Consider the following 16,178-nt stretch of genomic DNA (forward strand, 5'->3'; position numbering starts at 1 on the left):
CGCTGGTGAGCGCTGTCCAGCAGCTGGAGACCACCGTGCAGACACCACACCCCACCCTTCCCTGGTACCGGGAGATCAGCGGCACCCAGTGGAAGTCCTTTTTCGCCGCCTGGATCGGCTACCTCCTGGACGGCTTCGACTTCGTTCTGATCACCCTGGTGCTGACCGAGATCAGTGACGATTTCGGGTTGAGTACGGTGCAGGCGGCCGGCCTGGTGTCCGGCGCCTTCATCACCCGGTGGCTGGGCGGCGCCGTGCTGGGCGCCCTGGGAGACCGGTACGGCCGCAAGCTCTCGATGGTGCTCAGCATCCTGCTGTACTCGGTGGGCACCTTCGCCTGCGGCCTCGCCTGGGACTACCACAGTCTCTTCGCCGCACGCCTGGCCATCGGCATGGGCATGGCCGGCGAGTACAGCGCCAGCGCCACCTACGTCATGGAGAGCTGGCCGGCCCGGCTCCGCAACCGTGCCAGCGGTTTCCTCATCTCGGGCTACTCCGCCGGCTCGGTGCTGGCCGCGCAGGTCTACACCTGGGTGGTGCCCTCGCTCGGCTGGCGGTGGATGTTCTGCCTGGGGCTGATCCCGATCGGCGTCGCACTGTGGATGCGCCGGGCACTGCCGGAGGCCGAGGAGTGGGCGGAGAACGTGGCGGAACAGGGCGCCAGGCCCAACCCGTTCCGCCCGCTGTTCCGCACCCCACGGCTGGCCGTGGTCAACACCGCGCTGGTGGTGGCCACCACAGTGGCGCTGTTCCTGGTGTTCACCCCGGCGGGCGAGGGCATGGTGCCGGTCCTGTCCGTGGTGGCGGGCCTGGCACTGCTCGCCTTCGCGGTGCAGCTGGGCGGCAGGCGCGGCCGGCTGCTGTACGTCTCGATGATCGTGACGCTGTTCTTCGCGTTCCTCTACTCCTGGCCCATCCAGTCCCTGCTGCCCACCTACCTCAAGACCGACCTCGGCTACAGCGCCGCCCAGGTCACCGACGCCCTGTACTTCGCGGGCTTCGGCACCATGGCCGGCTGCTGGGCGGCGGGCTTCCTCGGTGACTGGATCGGCACCAGGAAGGCGTACGCGCTGACCCTGCTGGCCTCGCTCGCCTTCGTCTTCCCCGTGTTCGCCGTACGGGACAATCTCCTTCTGCTCGGCTGCCTGCTGTTCCTGCTCCAGGCGACCAGCTTCGGCATCTCCGGACTGCTGCCGCGCTACATCGGCGGCCACTTCCCCACTGGGAGCCGCAGCTCCGCGCTCGGCTTCACCTACAACGTGGGCGCGCTCGGCGGCGCCGTCGCCCCCGTCCTCGGCGCGCACCTGTCCTCCGGGATGGATCTGGGCCGGGCCCTGGCCGTCCTGACCTTCGCCGGAACGGTCATCGTCGTGCTGCTGGTCGGCTTCGACGTACCGGCCCGGCTCAACCGGCTCACCGACCCGGAGGCCACGACAGATCATCTCGCCGCGGCACCGGCGCACCCACCGGAGCGGAAACAGCCGCGGCCACGCATCGGCCGGAGCGGCTGGGAAACACCGTAGGGGTGCGCTCGCCCGGGCCGAGCGCACGCCCACCGGCCCGCGTCCGCTCGGGCTCCCTCGCCGGACGCCCGCGTACCGGTGGACCTGGCCGGCGGACCAGCGCCTCGACTCCGGCCGTCCCCGCCCGGGCATCCTGCGGGGCCGGATCAGGAGGCGGCGGGCGGTCAAGGTACGCAGGTCGACGGCTATCTCGTCGCCGGGCCGCAGGAGGCCGAGGTCCTGGCGCATGCGTGCCTGGTCGGCGATGACGAACGCGTCCTTCTCATCCGTCTTGCCCTGGCCACGGTAGGCCGTCGACGCCCGCAGACGACGTCGCCGACGTTGTCCTGCACAGCGATCGAGTCGCGTATCCCAATGAGCGGTCGAGTCGTCGCGGGGCTCCGGGCGGCCAAGTTCTCTAAGCCATCCAAAGCTCACAGCCATACCCGGAACCCCTGGGCCCGCCGATCTTACGAAGGATCAGCTCAGACCCACGCTTCGAAGGTGGGACAAGCTCAGCTGTAGGGCGTGGTGATGAACTCGGCCAGGACCGTGCCGCCGGGGTCGAGTGTGTACAGGCCGCGCCCGCCGAACAGGTGGTTGATCTCGCCTTCGCGGGTCTTGGCCGGGTTCGGCCAGAAGGGGACGGAGTTCTTCTTGAGGCGGGCCAGGATCGCGTCGAACTCTTCGTCGGTGACGAGGAATGCGATGTGGCTTTCGTTGATGCGGTCGGCGGGGACCAAGTCGTCGGCGAAGTCGATGCCGACGTTGTTTGCTGTGTTGACCTGCGTGAACCGGCCGTAGTCGAAGGGGGCGGGGGCGGCCATCAGGTCGGCCAGGAACGCGGCGGACTCTCGCCGGTTACGGCAGTGGACGATGAAGTGGTTCAACTCGTTCGGCATCGTGGCTCCTTCACTGTGAGCGGTCCGGCGTCCTGGTTGTGCTGTTCGGGGAGGTGAGCTTGTCCCCGAGGATGTCGGCGAGCAGGTCGATCTGCTCCGGGTCGGTGTCGTTGCCCACGAAGACGAGTTCGTCGAGTCCGGCTGCTTCGTGGGCGGTGACGGTCGCGTGGATCACCTCGGCGGTGGTGGCCGCCGTGTCGATGACGGTCCGGACGTAGTCGGGGCCGGCGAAGGCGTAGTAGTCGTTGACGGCGCGGGCGAGGGATTGGTGTGCGTGGCCGCCGAGGGCGAACATCGCGGTGGCCCTGGTGCGCGGACGTCCTTGCCTGCCGGCCTGCTTCCAGTGGCTGTGGAGGCGGGTGGCGAAGGTGGTGAACTCGTCGATGTCTCCGCCGGTTCCGGCGATCCATCCGGTGCCGTGGGAGGCGATACGCCGCAGCGTCGCCTGCGATGCGCCGCCGAACCACAGGGGCGGCCCTCCGGGGGTGACCGGGGCCGGACCCACCTCCTCTTCGCCCCGCCAGATGGCGGTGACGCGTTCCACCAGTGTGTCCAGGGCACGCCCTCGCGTACGGAAGTCCAGGTGGCTCGCCCGGTAGTCGTCTTCGCGGGCTCCGGGAGCGAGGCCGAGATGCAGCCGTCCGGCGCCCGCGATCCGGTCCAAGGTCGCCGTGGCCTTGGCGAACAATGCGGGGTTGGTGTGCAGCGGGGCCAGCAGCACGCTGGTGACCAACCGGATGCGTTCGGTGGCCCCGGCTGCCGCGGCCAGTGTGATCAGCGGTTCCGGAGTGGACCAGGCCAGGCGGTCGCTGGCGATCAGCGAGGCGAATCCCCGCTCCTCGGCCCGCCGCGCCCACGTCACCACCGTACGCTCCTCGACTCCGGTGACATGACCCGGCAGCCCTATGCCTATCTCCATATGCCGTGTCTCTTCCTTCGGTAACGGACCGGGTGGTGCGTGTCCTTCCACCGCTGCCGCCTGTGCTCCGTCGACAGCGGCGGAAGGCGCGGCCCGCCCGGCCTCATGACGTGCGTCGGGGTATTTTCGGTTTCCGGCGGCTCAGCTTTTGAGCGTGCCGCCGTGCTCCTCCGGGACGAGGTCGGCCTGCTCGGCGCCGCTCCTGATCAGATCGAGGATGGTGGCGGCGGCGCCCTCGGGTGACTGGGGTACCAAGCCGCTGGAGCCCTCCATGTGCAGCGCGCCTGCGACGTCGCCGCGAACCGTCCTGACGAACTCGGTCTCGGTGATCGAGGGGAACATCATCGACACGGCGATGTTGTGGTCGGCGAGTTCGACGCGGGCGATGGCCGAGAGCTTGGCGAGGGCGGCCTTGGAGGCGGAGTATGCGCCGGATCCGGGCAGCGACGACCAGATGATCCCGGAGCCCACGTTCACGATGGCCCCGGCTCCCTGCTTGCGCATCTGCGGAAGGACGGCCTGCGTCATGGTCAGGGGTGCGACGAGGTTGAGTTCGAGGACGGCCCGGAAGTCCTCGGGGTCGATGGCGTCGACGGTCGCCTGCAGCCCCTGGCCCGCGTTGTTCACCAGGACGTCGATCCGCCCGAACTTCTCGATCGCGGCTTCTACGGCCGCCGCGACCTGGCCCCGGTCCGTCACATCGCATGGCACGGCCAGGGCCACCGACTCGCCGAGTTCCTCGGCGAGCTGTCGGATGCGTTCCTCGCGGCGAGCGAGGAGCACCACGCGCGCACCGGCGCGGGAGGCGGCGCGTGCGGTGGCCGCTCCGATGCCTGACGACGCTCCGGTCACGAGTACGACGGCTCCGCTGATGTCCATAGGGGATTCCTCATCCATGAGTCGGTGGATTGCTCGGTGGATTGCCTGAGCAGCGCCACGGCCTTCGAGGCACGGGGGCCGCCCGCCATTCAATGCTATCAACTGACAGCTATCAAGTAATAGGAAGGTATCCTCGTGACATGAGCGACGTCAAAGCCGCCAGTCTCCACGAACTGGCCGACCTGGTCTTCGCCGTGGGGCGACAGCTTCGGCCCCCGACGGACCCCGCCTTCGAGCCGTGCACACCGATCGAGATCAGCGTCATGCGGTTCATCCACCACCACCCCGGCACGTCCGCACGAGCCGCCTCGGAGGCGACCCTGCTCCCGTCGAGCAACTTCAGCCGGGTACTGCGCGGCCTGGAAAAGAGGGGGCTCGTGGATCGCGTCGTGGACGACCGCAACGCCCGAGGCGTGCGCCTGTACCCCACCGACAAGGCCCACCAGAATCACCAGATCCTTCGCGACAACTGGGACCGGACCCTCCGGGGCATCATCGACGACCCCGCCACCATCGAGATCGTCAATGCCACGCTCCGGCGCATCGAGGACGAACTCATAGCCCGGCGCAGCGGGACGGACACCGATGGCACTCAATCCGACTAGCCCCGGGTTTTCGCGAGGTGGGTTGCCCGAAGCTTGACCACAAACCCGAGAAACGCTCCTGACCTGCAACGACAGGGCTTGTCGAGAGCCCTTTTGGCTGCGCGGAAAGAATGTAGCTGCCCCCCCGGCGGACCCGGGCCGGGGGGGTCCTTGGACAGATGCTCGACCTTCAGCCGCATCAAGGTCCCCTGGCCAAGGGCAGTTCACCATCGTGGTCGAGCCGGGCCGTGCTGGGGCGGCCGGCCGTTGACGCCGTGCATGCCGCCGTGCTTCGTACCCGTCATTCCGCTTCCCCGGGCCCGCGGACGGTGCCGGGTCACGCCGCCACGTGGCGGTCCCCATGTGGGCGGCAACCGCCCCGACCGCTTCGGGCATGGTGTCCCCCACCATGTCCAGGGGCGGGCCCACTGCCTACCGTGACGGCATGAACTCCACCCGCACCGCGGAGGGCGACGCTGCCCGGCAGGTCCGCTTCGACGCGTCCGCCGCCTCCGCACACCAGTTCCTGAAAGGGCGCGGCGCCCTGGTGACCGGCGCGGCGAGCGGCATCGGCCGGGCCTGTGCCGTCGCCCTCGCCGACGCCGGGGCCTTCGTGTACGTCGTCGATCTGGCCGAGGAGGCCGCCGAGCGGGTGGCCGAGGAGATCGGCGGCGCCCCCTGCGTGGCCGACCTCTCCGACCCGAAGGCCATCGACGGCCTCCCCGCCGACGTCGACATCGTCGTCAACAATGCCGGGCTCCAGCACATCGCGCCGCTGCACGAGTTCCCGCCGGACCGCTTCGTCCTCATCCAGAAAATCATGGTCGAGGCCCCGTTCCGCATCATCCGGCGCGCGCTGCCCCACATGTACGCACGCGGGTGGGGCCGCATCGTGAACCTCTCCTCCGTGCACGGACTGCGGGCCTCGGCCTTCAAAGGCGCCTACGTGGCCGCCAAGCACGCGATGGAGGGGCTGAGCAAGGTCGCCGCCCTGGAGGGGGCGCCCCATGGCGTCACGTCGAACTGCGTGAATCCCGGGTACGTCCGCACCCCCTTGGTCGAGGCACAGCTCGCCGACCAGGCCCGCTCGCACGGCGTCGAGGAGTCGGCGGTGCTGGAGAAGGTCCTGCTGGAGCGCAGCGCCATCAAGCGTCTCATCGAGCCGGAGGAAGTCGCCTCCGCGGTGCTGTGGCTGTGTTCCGAGGCCGCCGGCTTCGTCACCGGCACCTCGCTGCCGCTGGACGGTGGCTGGACCGCGCACTGACCGTCCGGTGCCCCGCACCGCCGTCCCCGCGGGCGTCCGTCGGCACGCACCCGCCCTCCCCGAGGTTCGTTCCATGTCACAGACCCCTGTCCGTTCCACCGCCGCCCTGCGGCACCTGATGGAGCTGCTGGCCACGGACGCCTCCGCCGAGCAGTTCACGGCGGTGGCCGCGCGGGCCCGCGCCGACGGCGTCGCCGGCGACGATCTGGAAGAGATCGACCGGGCCGTCGCCACCGCCCTCGGGGTCCGGCAGGTGCTCCGCCGCCAGCGCCGCCGCGAAGCCGAACTCACGGCGCTGTTCGACACCGCCGGCGACCTGGCCGCCCTGCGCGACCTCGACGCGGTACTGCGCTCGATCGTGCGGCGCGCCAGAACGCTGCTGAGGACGGACACCGCCTACCTCACCCTGGTGGACGAGGCGGCCCAGGACACCTTCATGCGGGTCACCGACGGCTCGGTCTCGCTCGCCTTCCAGCAGCTCAGGCTCAAGCTGGGCGAGGGGTTGGGCGGGCTGGTGGCCCAGACCATGCGTCCCTACGCGTCCCCGGACTACCGCACGGACGAACGGTTCCAGCACACCCGGACCATCGACCACGGAGTCCTGGACGAGGGGCTCGTCGCCATCCTCGGCGTACCGCTGCTCCTCGGGTCGGGCCCGGCCGGCGACCGCAATGTCATCGGTGTCCTGTTCGCGGCCGACCGCGGCCCCCGCAGCTTCTCCCCGGACGAGGTGGCCCTGCTCAGCTCGCTGGCCGCGCACGCCGCCATCGCGATCGACACCGCCAGGGCGCTCGCCGACGCCAAGAACGCCGCGGCGGAACTCACCGAGGCCAACGCCGTCATCCAGGAACACGCGTTGTCCACACAGCGCGCCGCCGAAGCGCACGACCGGCTGACCGATCTGGTGCTGCGCGGCTCGGAGGTGTCCGAAGTGGCCGCCGCGGTGGCCGAGTTCCTTGGCGGCCGACTGACCATCTTCGACCCGCGCGGCGAGGTGCTGGCCCAGGCGGGCGGCGAGGCGGGGGCCCGTCCGCCGGATCCGGAGGCGCTCCTGGGAGCCGTCGCCCGCGCCCGCGCCGAGGGCCGTTCCGTCCGCGACGGCGAGTGCTGGTACTGCGCCGTGCTGGCCGGCCAGGAACTGCTCGGCAGCCTGGCCTTCCACGGGCGCCCGGACCTGGACGGCCCCGACCGCCGGCTGTTCGAGCGCACCGGCACCATCACCGCGCTGCTCCTGCTGCTGCGCCGTACCGTGGTCGAAACCGAGAACCGCGTGCGCGGCGAACTGCTCACCGACCTCTTGGAGGGAGCGGGCCGCGATCCGGTGCTCCTCGCCGAACGCGGCCACCGGCTCGGCGTGGACCTGACCCGGCCGCACCTGGTGCTGGTCGCCGAGGCCGAGACGGATCCGGACGGCAGGCTGACCGCCGGGGCCCAGCAGTACCTCTTCGGCCGTGCGGGCCTGTGCTGCGAGTACGGGCACCACGTGGTCATGCTGGTCCCCGACGACGGAACGGAGCCCGGTCAGGCCGCCCGGGCCGCCGCCGACCACCTCTCCCAGGGGCTCGGCACACCCGTGAGCGTGGTCGCCGCAGGGCCGTGCCAGGGGGTGGCAGCCCTGCCCGGCTGCTACGCCGAGGGCAGCCGCTGTCTGAGCGCCATGCGGGTGCTGGGCCTCACCGGTGACGGCGCCTGCGCCGCGGACCTGGGCTTCCTCGGGGTTCTGCTGGGCCGGGAACAGGACACCGGGGGCTTCGTCGACCGGGCCCTGGGCCCCGTCCTGCGGTGGGACGAGCGCAGGGGAACCGAACTGGTCAGGACGCTGGAGGCGTATTTCGCCGTGAACGGCAGCCACATCCGGGCCAAGGACCTGCTGCACGTCCACGTCAACACCGTGGTGCAGCGCCTGGAGAGGGTGGCCGCGCTCCTGGGGCAGGACTGGGACCACCCGGAACGCGCGCTGGAGATCCAGCTGGCGCTGCGGATCCACCGTGTGCACCAGGTCGGCCGTCGCGGCAAGGAGGGACCGGCATCCGCGCCCGCCGCACGCCCCGGAGGGTGACCGCGCGGCCGTGTGCGGCATCGGTTTCCGCAGGCGCATTCCGGACATGGCCCCACTCGACAACTCTTCCACCTTTTAGGTGGTTTGCTGGCCGTGCCGTACCACAACGACCGTTCCCTCCCGAGTCTGGTTCCCGCACCGTCACGCCCTCCCGGCGGACGGGCCACCACGAAGGAGAAAGGCCGGGACACGCATGTCCTTGGTACGGCAGGCAGCTCTCGGCGGAACGCTCCTCGCCCTGGCGCTCACCGGCCTGGCGGTGACCCCGGCCGGCGCCGCGGCGCCCGGGGGGCCAGCCACCCGGGCGGCCGGGCAAACCGTCATCCTGCACACGGTGAAGGACCCGAATCCGGTGGCGGATCTGGCCTACGGTTCGTCGACGGACGGCACGCCCGTCACCTTGTACCCCGAGCACGGAGGCACGAACCAGCAGTGGGAGGTCGTCCCGGTCCAGGGCAACTGGTTCCATCTGCGGAACAAGGCGTCGGGGACGTGCCTGGTCAACGGCTACCACAGTGTGGACAACGGCCACCAGCTGGCGGGATACGGCTGTAACCCGGGCTACGAGGACCAGCTCTGGGCGCGCGTCAGCGTCGAGAACAGCGACCAGTTCACGCTGGTCAACAAGTACAGCGGCAAGTGCATGGACCAGACCCTCAACGGCACCGTCCTGACCCAGCTCACCCAGTGGGACTGCCACGGGGAATCCCAGCAGCGGTGGACGGCCACGACGGTCTGAGGCGGCACCCTCGCCCACTGCCCCGGGGCGAGCCCCGGGGCAGCCCCGCCGGGCGCCGCCCGGCGCCGCCCGTCAGCGGCTCGGCCCGACGCACCGCCGCACCGGCCGCCGTGCAACCCCGAATGGGCACCGTCATGGTGGTCTTCGCGCGGTTGTGGCGGATCGACCGCTATGGCCTGCTGTTCCAGCAACACTTGCGCAAGCAGGCCCCGCAGGACGCGGCGTGCGCTCATGGAGTGGCGGGGGCGGCACATGGCGGATGGGCTCGCCGCCCGCGAGGTGCACGACGCCCGCGCCGAGAGCCGAAGGGTGATGCCGCGCACCCGCGACGTCGTCCCGAACCCGCGACGTCGTCCCGAACCCGCGACGTCGTCCCGAACCCGTGGCGGCGCGCCCGAAGGCCCCGGGCCGGTGGCCGCGCCGGGGCGGGAGGCCCCAGGCGGAGCCGAGCCGTGATACCGAGCCGCGCGGTCGGTCCGCGCGGTCGGTCCGCCGGATGGGGCTGTCGGGTCCCGTCGCGGAGGGGCCGTGAGGTCTTCTTAACCACCGATTCACCGGAGGGTATTGCAATCCATTCAGAGAAGAGGAACCCTGCATAGGCATATACAGGCGGTGGCACGGCCCCGGCTCTGGCGTGCCGGACCCCGCCGAGGAACGGCAGGACGGAGCACGTGGTGGCACAGGCCATGGTCGAACGGCGTTCCATCGACGTCATCCCCGACGAGGAGCGCCATGGGACGGCGTTCTCGCAGTTCACCCTCTGGCTCGGGGCCAACCTTCAGATCACCACGGTCGTGACCGGGGCGCTCGCCGTCGTCTTCGGCGGTGACGTGGTCTGGTCCGTGGTGGGACTGCTGGCCGGCAATCTGCTGGGCGGGGCGGTCATGGCCCTGCACTCGGCGCAGGGGCCCCGGCTGGGGCTGCCGCAGATGATCTCCTCGCGGGCACAGTTCGGGGTGCGCGGGGCGGTCGTACCGCTGGTCCTGGTGGTCGTGATGTACATCGGGTTCTTCGCCAGCGGCTCCGTGCTCGCCGGCCAGGCGGTCGGCAAGCTGACGCACCTCGGCCCCGTGCCCGGCATCGTCGTCTTCGCCCTGGTGACCGGCGTCATGGCGACCGTGGGCTACCGGGTGATCCACGCCCTGGGCCGGGTGGCCAGCGTGGTGTGCGCGCTGGCCTTCGTCTACCTGGGTGCGCGCCTGCTGGAACGAGCGGACCTCGCGCACCTCGCGCACCAGCACCACTTCACGCTGCCGATGTTCCTGCTGGCCATGTCCCTGTCCGCGTCGTGGCAGCTGGCGTTCGGGCCGTACGTGGCGGACTACTCCCGCTATCTGCCGCGCACCACGTCCGCACGGGCCACGTTCGGCTGGACCCTGGCCGGCTCGGTACTGGGCGCCCAGTGGTCGATGAGCTTCGGTGTGCTGGTCGCGGCCACCGCCGGTACGGCCTTCGTGGACGACCAGGTCGGCTACGTGGTGGGCCTGGGCGGCACCGGTCTGGTGGCGTCCTTCCTGTACTTCGTCATCGCGCTGGGCAAGCTGACGGTGAACGTGCTCAACACCTACGGCGGATTCATGTCCCTGGTGACCAGCGTCAGCGGGTTCCGCGGCCAGCGGGTGCTGTCGCAGCGCGGTCGTACCGCCTACATCCTGGGCATCATGGTCGCGGGCACGGCCGTGGCGCTCGCGGGGCGCACGTCGTTCCTCGACTCCTTCGCCGACTTCCTGCTGTTCCTGCTGACGTTCTTCACCCCGTGGTCGGCGATCAACCTGGTGGACTACTACCTGCTCTCCAAGGAGCGGTACGACCTGCCGGCCCTGAGCGATCCCCACGGCCGTTACGGCGGCTGGCGCTGGGACGCCCTGCTGGTCTACGGCGTGGGTCTCGCCGCCCAGTTCCCGTTCCTGTCCACCAGCTTCTACACCGGCCCCCTGGTGGCTCCGCTCGGCGGTGCCGACATCTCGTGGCTCGTCGGTCTGGTGGTTCCGGCCGTGCTCTTCGCGGCCCTGGGCTCCCGCCGTGCCCGTACGGCACCGGCCTCCCCCACGACCGCCGACCCGTCCCGCACCGCCCCGGAGCCGGTGATCGACCAAGCAGGGTAGGGGGCGTTGGCGAGGCGCTGCCCGGCCCCGAGGAACCCGGTGCGCGCCGGCGGAACCTCGACGTGGCAGCCGTGCCGGCGCGCAGTGGCGGCGACGGGGCGGACGGTCACCGCGATGAGTTCCTTTCCGCGCTCACCGGGTCGTGGATTGGGGGAACGTCAGCTGCCCCACCGAGACGAACGGCAGGCGTGCTCCAGTCAGGTTTGGCCGAATTTCCCGCGCTCGCGGAGGAATTCGCCGGGAATGGAGTAGCGCGGTGCGTTCCTCGGATCCTTGGCGGCCTGCGCGACGATCGCGTCGGTGAGTGAGCGGGCCATCTCCAGCCGGGGATAGGCATGGTGGATGGCGTCGGCCTGCTCGTCGGTGACGGCGTCGATGTGATGGGCTCCGAGCGGGCCGCCGAAGTCGAGCCCGACGCCTTCGCGGACGAGCACGCACAGCGTTCCGCGGCGTTCCGCGATGCCCGGAGAAGTGTGCAGGGCGATCGCCTGCCAGACCTCGTCGGCGTCCGCCGCGGGCACCCCGCGTTCGAGGAGGAGAGCAGCGGCGCGGTCAGCCCCTTCGACCTCGAACCGCTGGTTGTGCGGGCCGTCCGACGCCACACCGAGGTCGTGCATGGCGCAGGCGGCGAACAGCAGGTCGTCGTGGTAGTCGCGGCCGACGACGGTGTGCGCCTCTCGGCCGTCAGGGTGCCACCACCACGGGGTCCGGTCCGGCCGCCGAGGCGGCCTGGAGCGCAGGTGCGCGATGCCGGCACCGCGGCCGCCACGGCCCACGGCAGGGCCGCGCCGCTCCGGCGCGCTCGCGCGGGTGGTCTCAGCGGCGCGCGAGGCCGTCGAGCACCAGCGTGATGGTGAAGTCGAAGCGTTGGTCGGCCGAGTGGTTACCCGTCCGGTGGTCGGGGGCCGCCCACCCCCGCCGTACACCATCCGACCAGAAACAACGGCGCGTTGCTGTGGGGCCGGGGGAAAAGGGAAGGCGGGTATCAACGGGCCGCTGGCAGGATGTCCGCGCTCACACCCGATGGGAAAGGACCCGACGACCGTGGCTCGTGCCGTCACTCTGATCCGCTCCGCTTCCTTGTCCGATGTCGCCGAGTACGCCTATGCGGCCACTGCTCCCGCCGAGTCCCGCCTGATCTTCCTTGCCGGGGCGTGTCCCCTGAACGACGACGGCTCGACGGCGGCGATCGGAGACTACGCGGGGCAGGCGTTGAAGGCCGTCGAGAACATGCAGGCTGCTCTGGCTGCCTCCGGCGCGTCACTCCAGGACGTCATCAGTACACGGGTCCTCGTCGCATCGGCCCGGCGGGAGGATCTGGTGGCCGCCTGGGAGGTGGTCCGGGACTCGTTCGCCGACCATGACGTCCCCAGCACTCTGATGGGTGTCACGGTGCTCGGCTACAAGGACCAGCTCGTCGAGATCGAGGCCGTCGCCGCCGTGCTCGATTCGTGAGGGGTCCCCGTGACACCAGCGGCCGAACGTGTCTGGGCCGGAGTCACGCGATGCGGGGTGCCGGCAGCGGCATGCCGCCCGCCCAACCGGGCCACGTCGCTACCCGGCTCGGCGACGAGCCGCGCGTCTTCGGCCCGCGGGGCCTTGGCCGCCGTACGGCCTCGGCCCGCGGGTCCTCGAGCGGCGCGGCTGGTGGGACGGGACCGATGGGGCAGGACGGGGCAGCGTGAGGGGTCGCGGTCGGCCGGTGTCAGGCGGGCTTGCGGGCCTCGATGAGGAAGCGCGCGGCGTGGGCGATGAACGGCCCCTCGCGCTGGATCTGCTGGTGCAGCTGGTGCAGCCGGTCTCGGTACTGGCCGACGGTGAAGCCCGGCACCATCCAGATCACCTTGCGCAGGAAGTAGATCACCGCGCCGATGTCGGAGAATTCGACGCGCAGGGACTCCGAGCGCAGATCCACGACCTCCAGCCCGGCGGCCTCGGCGGCCCGACGGGCGTCGTCGGGATGCCGTCTGCGGCGCACCTCCTCCGGCTGTGGGCCGAGGAAGTACTCGACCAGTTCGAAGACGCTGGCGGGGCCTACCTGCTGCGAGAAGTATGCGCCGCCCGGCCGGAGCACCCGGGCGACCTCCTCCCACCACACGGTCACCGGGTGCCGGCTGACCACCAGGTCGAAGGCTTTGTCGGCGAACGGCAGCGGCGGCTCGTCCTCATCGGCGACGACCGCCACGCCCCGGGGGTGCAGCAGCCGGGTGGCCTTGGACACGTTCGGCGGCCAGGACTCCGTGGCCACCGCCAGCGGCGGCAGTTCCGGCACACCGGCCAGTACTTCCCCGCCACCCGTCTGGATGTCCAGCGCGGCCGAGGCCCGCGCCATTCGCTCACCCATCATGCGCTGGTAGCCCCACGACGGGCGCTGCTCGGTGGCGCGCCCCCGCAGCCAGGAGAAGTCCCAGCCGTCCACCGGAGCCGACTCCGCCTCCGTCACCAGGTCCTCAAACGTTCGTGCCATGCGTGGATTGTCCCGGCTCAGCCCCAGGGGGCGACTGTTTTCGGCCGGTCCTTGAGGAAGAGTGTCTCCGGGCCGGGCTGGTGGCCGCCGGCCATGAGGAGATCGTGGACGGGCGGGCGCGCCGCTACTACCGGCTCACCGAGGACGGCACCGCGACGCTCGGCCGGGAGGCGCTGCGGATGCAGCAGGCGGCGGCCGTCGTCATCGGACGCTCGCGGCATGCCGGAGCGGCCCCGGCATCGCGACGTTCAACGTGTACTACCGGGCCGGGATGGTGCTCGGCCCGCTGGTGAGGCCGGCGCTGCCGGCGGCCGACTTCCGGTTGGTGTGTACGGTGGCGGCGGCGATCTTCGCCGCCCTGAGCGTGCTGCAGGCCCGCGCCCTCCCCCGGGGTTACGGCGCAGCCCCCGGGGACCGCCGGGCCGGGCCCGCCGCCGGCGGGGTGTGGGCGCAGTGGCGCCAGGTGGCGGCGAACCGGCCGTTCCTGCCGTTCTCGGTGGCGATGACCGGCTCCTACCTGCTGACCATCCAGGTCTACCTCGCCCTCCCCCTCGCCGCCGATGCCGCCCTGGGCGCGGACGGCACGAAGGCCACCGACGGGCTGTTCGTCGTCTCCGCAGGCGTCGCGGTGGCCGGACAACTGCGGCTGACCGGCTGGGCCAAGCGCCGCTTCACCCCCAGCGGGCTCTCATCGCCGGTCTCGCCGGGATGGGTACCGCTTCCCTCCCCCTGGCTCTGGCCCCCTCGTCGTCCACCCTGGCGGTGCCGGGAGCGCTGATGGCCGCGGTCGCGCTCCTCGCCGCAGCCGGCGCGGTGGCCTATCCCTTCGAGATGGACACCGTCGTCGCGCTGTCCGGGCAGAAGCTGGTGGCCACCCACTACGGCTTCTCCAACACCGTCTCCGGTCTGGGCATCACGCTGGGGACCCTGGCGTGCGGGGCCCTGTGGGACCACGTCCACGCCCGCGGCGCGACGTGGCTGATGTGGCTCACCCTGGCGGCGACCGGGGCCGGCTGTGCGGGGGGCCGTCGCCGCTCTCGCCCGCCCCGGACGGCTCACCGCGTCCGCGCGCACGCCCCAGCCCTCCGCCGCCTGACCCGGCGCCTTGGTGCTCCCGGGCCGTGCGCGCGGTCCAGGAGCGCCAGGCACGCAACCTGTGCGCGCGATCCGGGAGAGCACCACACACCCAACCTGTGCGCCCTGTCCGGGAGAGCACCACGCATCCACACCTGTGCGCGGTCAGGGAGCACCGCGCGCACAGCCTGTGCGACAGCGCCGGAGGCGGACCCCAGCGCGGTCGTCCCGGTGACCGGGCCGTGGCGCGGACCTGGCCGGCCTCTCCCGACACATCGACGCCCCACCGCACCTTCTGCCCTCATTGGCACAGATATGTCTAGCGTGAAGGTGTGGAACGTGCCGTATATCTTGCTCAGCTACTGCGCCGACCGTTGGTCGGGGGCGACGGCGAGGTGGTGGGAAGGCTCGCCGATGTCATCGTGCGGCTGCGGGGGCGGGACTATCCGCTGGTCACCGGGCTGGTCGCACGCGTGGCCGGACGCGAGGTCTTCCTGCCCGCCGAGCAGGTCGCCGACCTGGGCGCAGAGAAGATCACCCTGGCCAGCCCGCGGGTGGACCTGCGCCACTTCGAGCGGCGCGAGGGCGAGGTGCTGCTGCGGGCGGACGTGTTGGGCCACCGGGTCATCGACGTCGCCGACGCCGAGCTGGTGAGGGCGTACGACATCGAGTTGCGGCAGCGCCCGGACGGATGGGTGCTGACCTGCCTGGACACGCGGAGACCGCCGCGCTTCTGGGGTGTCCTCGCCGGTCATGCCGCACGGCCCGACTGGCGGGACTGGAAGTCCTTCGAGCCGTTGATCGGCCACGCCCGCTCCGCCCGGGTACGCGGGCCGTTCGCCCGCCTGGGCCGGCTCAAGCCCGCGGACATCGCGGATCTGCTGGAGGACGCCAACCGCACCGAGTCGCACGAGATCCTGCAGACCGTTCACGCCGACCCCGAGCTCGAGGCCGATGTGTTCGAGGAGCTGGAGCCGGACTCGCAGACCCGCCTGCTGCGCGAGCGCAGCGACACCGAGATCGCCCAGGTGATCGCCCGGATGCGCGCCGACGACGCGGCGGACGCCATCAACGACCTCCCGCAGAGCCGACGCCGGCCGGTCCTGGACGCGCTCCCCGCCGGGCAGCGCACCAAGGTGCTGACGCTCATGGGTTTCAACCCCTCCAGCGCCGGGGGGCTCATGGCGCTCGATGTCCTGACCATGGCGGCCAGCAGCACCGTGGCGGAGGCGCTGCGGGCGGCAGGCGAGGCCCGCACCCTGCAGCCCGAGGCACTGACCAGCGTGTACCTGGTCGGGGAGGAGCGGCGGCTGCTCGGTGTGGTCACCCTCGTGGAGTTGCTGCAGGCCGACCCAGCCGCGCGGCTGGAGGACGTGGCGGATCGCGATCCGGTCCGGGCCGGGCCGGACACGGACGTCGAGGACGTCGCCCTGCTGATGACCGACTACAACCTGCTCACCGTCGCGGTGGCCGACGACGAGGACCGCGTCCTGGGCGTCATCACGGTCGACGACGTCCTGGACATGGTCATCCCGCAGGACTGGCGCCGGCGCGAGCCCGCACCGCACCCCGCACATCGCGTGGCGGAGCCCGGGCCCGGAGATGTCCCGCACGACACGCCGCCCGGATCATGAGCGGAGACGACCGGCCCGCCGACGGAGCCGACCACCCCCAGCCCCCGGAC

14 protein-coding genes and 2 pseudogenes are annotated in these 16,178 nt (G+C 71.3%); 10 read left to right on the top strand and 6 right to left on the bottom strand.

Annotated features, from left to right (window positions below):
• Positions 1-35 precede the first annotated feature (35 nt).
• The gene (locus tag AXW62_RS09520; protein WP_060944127.1) at positions 36-1,523 is read left to right on the top strand and encodes a sialate:H+ symport family MFS transporter; all 1,488 of its coding nucleotides are present in this window, start codon (positions 36-38) and stop codon (positions 1,521-1,523) included.
• A 153-nt stretch (positions 1,524-1,676) separates the two neighbouring features.
• Here AXW62_RS09520 and AXW62_RS40625 read toward each other — a convergent pair.
• The 4 genes and pseudogenes from AXW62_RS40625 to AXW62_RS09535 form a co-directional block, all read right to left on the bottom strand.
• Positions 1,677-1,823, bottom strand: a pseudogene (locus AXW62_RS40625) (IS110 family transposase); the annotation flags it as partial.
• A gap of 194 nt (positions 1,824-2,017) precedes the next feature.
• Entirely contained in the window at positions 2,018-2,404 is a 387-nt protein-coding gene (locus AXW62_RS09525; RefSeq protein WP_060944116.1) for a VOC family protein, read from the bottom strand.
• Between the two features lie 10 nt (positions 2,405-2,414).
• The gene (locus AXW62_RS09530; RefSeq protein WP_060944117.1) at positions 2,415-3,323 is read right to left on the bottom strand and encodes an LLM class flavin-dependent oxidoreductase; all 909 of its coding nucleotides are present in this window, start codon (positions 3,321-3,323) and stop codon (positions 2,415-2,417) included.
• 141 nt (positions 3,324-3,464) lie between these two features.
• Positions 3,465-4,202: an SDR family oxidoreductase gene (locus tag AXW62_RS09535; RefSeq protein WP_060944118.1), complete on the bottom strand. Its 738-nt coding sequence runs from the start codon at positions 4,200-4,202 to the stop codon at positions 3,465-3,467.
• Positions 4,203-4,342: 140 nt separating this feature from the next.
• Here AXW62_RS09535 and AXW62_RS09540 point away from each other — a divergent pair, with 140 nt between their 5' ends.
• From AXW62_RS09540 to AXW62_RS09560, 5 genes are all read left to right on the top strand, one after another.
• Entirely contained in the window at positions 4,343-4,807 is a 465-nt protein-coding gene (locus AXW62_RS09540) for a MarR family winged helix-turn-helix transcriptional regulator (RefSeq protein ID WP_060944119.1), read from the top strand.
• Positions 4,808-5,231: 424 nt separating this feature from the next.
• Complete coding sequence (locus AXW62_RS09545) at positions 5,232-6,050, top strand: 3-hydroxybutyrate dehydrogenase (protein ID WP_060944120.1); 819 nt, start codon at positions 5,232-5,234, stop codon at positions 6,048-6,050.
• 73 nt (positions 6,051-6,123) lie between these two features.
• Positions 6,124-8,109 carry a helix-turn-helix domain-containing protein gene (locus AXW62_RS09550; protein WP_060944121.1) on the top strand — a complete coding sequence of 662 codons (1,986 nt, stop codon included), beginning with the start codon at positions 6,124-6,126 and terminating at the stop codon, positions 8,107-8,109.
• 193 nt (positions 8,110-8,302) lie between these two features.
• Positions 8,303-8,848, top strand: coding sequence for an RICIN domain-containing protein (locus AXW62_RS09555; protein WP_060944122.1), 546 nt, complete (start codon positions 8,303-8,305; stop codon positions 8,846-8,848).
• A gap of 686 nt (positions 8,849-9,534) precedes the next feature.
• Positions 9,535-10,953, top strand: a complete 1,419-nt coding sequence (locus tag AXW62_RS09560; protein ID WP_060944128.1) for a purine-cytosine permease family protein — start codon at positions 9,535-9,537, stop codon at positions 10,951-10,953.
• A gap of 197 nt (positions 10,954-11,150) precedes the next feature.
• Here AXW62_RS09560 and AXW62_RS09565 read toward each other — a convergent pair whose 3' ends face one another.
• A complete protein-coding gene (locus AXW62_RS09565) occupies positions 11,151-11,729 on the bottom strand; it encodes an HD domain-containing protein (protein ID WP_252368555.1) in 579 nt (192 codons plus the stop codon).
• A 268-nt stretch (positions 11,730-11,997) separates the two neighbouring features.
• Between AXW62_RS09565 and AXW62_RS09570 the strand changes: the two genes are divergently transcribed.
• Positions 11,998-12,408, top strand: a complete 411-nt coding sequence (locus AXW62_RS09570; protein WP_060944129.1) for a RidA family protein — start codon at positions 11,998-12,000, stop codon at positions 12,406-12,408.
• Positions 12,409-12,658: 250 nt separating this feature from the next.
• On the opposite strand, the gene AXW62_RS09575 is transcribed toward AXW62_RS09570, so the two are convergent.
• A complete protein-coding gene (locus tag AXW62_RS09575) occupies positions 12,659-13,420 on the bottom strand; it encodes a class I SAM-dependent methyltransferase (protein ID WP_060944123.1) in 762 nt (253 codons plus the stop codon).
• Positions 13,421-13,476: 56 nt separating this feature from the next.
• Between AXW62_RS09575 and AXW62_RS09580 the strand changes: the two are divergent.
• The 3 genes and pseudogenes from AXW62_RS09580 to AXW62_RS09590 form a co-directional block, all read left to right on the top strand.
• Positions 13,477-13,713, top strand: a pseudogene (locus tag AXW62_RS09580) (hypothetical protein); the annotation flags it as partial.
• On the top strand, positions 13,692-14,198 hold the full coding sequence (locus AXW62_RS47045) for an MFS transporter (protein WP_174556369.1): 507 nt from the start codon (positions 13,692-13,694) through the stop codon (positions 14,196-14,198). The pseudogene AXW62_RS09580 and the gene AXW62_RS47045, both read left to right, overlap by 22 nt.
• A gap of 628 nt (positions 14,199-14,826) precedes the next feature.
• Positions 14,827-16,128 (top strand): magnesium transporter MgtE N-terminal domain-containing protein, encoded by a 1,302-nt coding sequence (locus tag AXW62_RS09590; protein WP_060944125.1) that lies wholly within the window; start codon positions 14,827-14,829, stop codon positions 16,126-16,128.
• Positions 16,129-16,178 lie beyond the last annotated feature (50 nt).

It is taken from the genome of Streptomyces hygroscopicus subsp. hygroscopicus (genome assembly GCF_001553455.1).
Classification (GTDB): domain Bacteria; phylum Actinomycetota; class Actinomycetes; order Streptomycetales; family Streptomycetaceae; genus Streptomyces; species Streptomyces hygroscopicus.

Excerpts from the sequence above, each read along its gene's own strand:
- AXW62_RS09525 (WP_060944116.1), bottom strand. The coding sequence starts at position 2,404 with ATGCCGAACGAGTTGAACCACTTCATCGTCCACTGCCGTAACCGGCGA.
- AXW62_RS09530 (WP_060944117.1), bottom strand. The coding sequence starts at position 3,323 with ATGGAGATAGGCATAGGGCTGCCGGGTCATGTCACCGGAGTCGAGGAG.
- AXW62_RS09535 (WP_060944118.1), bottom strand. The coding sequence starts at position 4,202 with ATGGACATCAGCGGAGCCGTCGTACTCGTGACCGGAGCGTCGTCAGGC.
- AXW62_RS09540 (WP_060944119.1), top strand. The coding sequence starts at position 4,343 with ATGAGCGACGTCAAAGCCGCCAGTCTCCACGAACTGGCCGACCTGGTC.
- AXW62_RS09545 (WP_060944120.1), top strand. The coding sequence starts at position 5,232 with ATGAACTCCACCCGCACCGCGGAGGGCGACGCTGCCCGGCAGGTCCGC.
- AXW62_RS09550 (WP_060944121.1), top strand. The coding sequence starts at position 6,124 with ATGTCACAGACCCCTGTCCGTTCCACCGCCGCCCTGCGGCACCTGATG.
- AXW62_RS09555 (WP_060944122.1), top strand. The coding sequence starts at position 8,303 with ATGTCCTTGGTACGGCAGGCAGCTCTCGGCGGAACGCTCCTCGCCCTG.
- AXW62_RS09560 (WP_060944128.1), top strand. The coding sequence starts at position 9,535 with ATGGTCGAACGGCGTTCCATCGACGTCATCCCCGACGAGGAGCGCCAT.
- AXW62_RS09575 (WP_060944123.1), bottom strand. The coding sequence starts at position 13,420 with ATGGCACGAACGTTTGAGGACCTGGTGACGGAGGCGGAGTCGGCTCCG.
- AXW62_RS47045 (WP_174556369.1), top strand. The coding sequence starts at position 13,692 with ATGGTGCTCGGCCCGCTGGTGAGGCCGGCGCTGCCGGCGGCCGACTTC.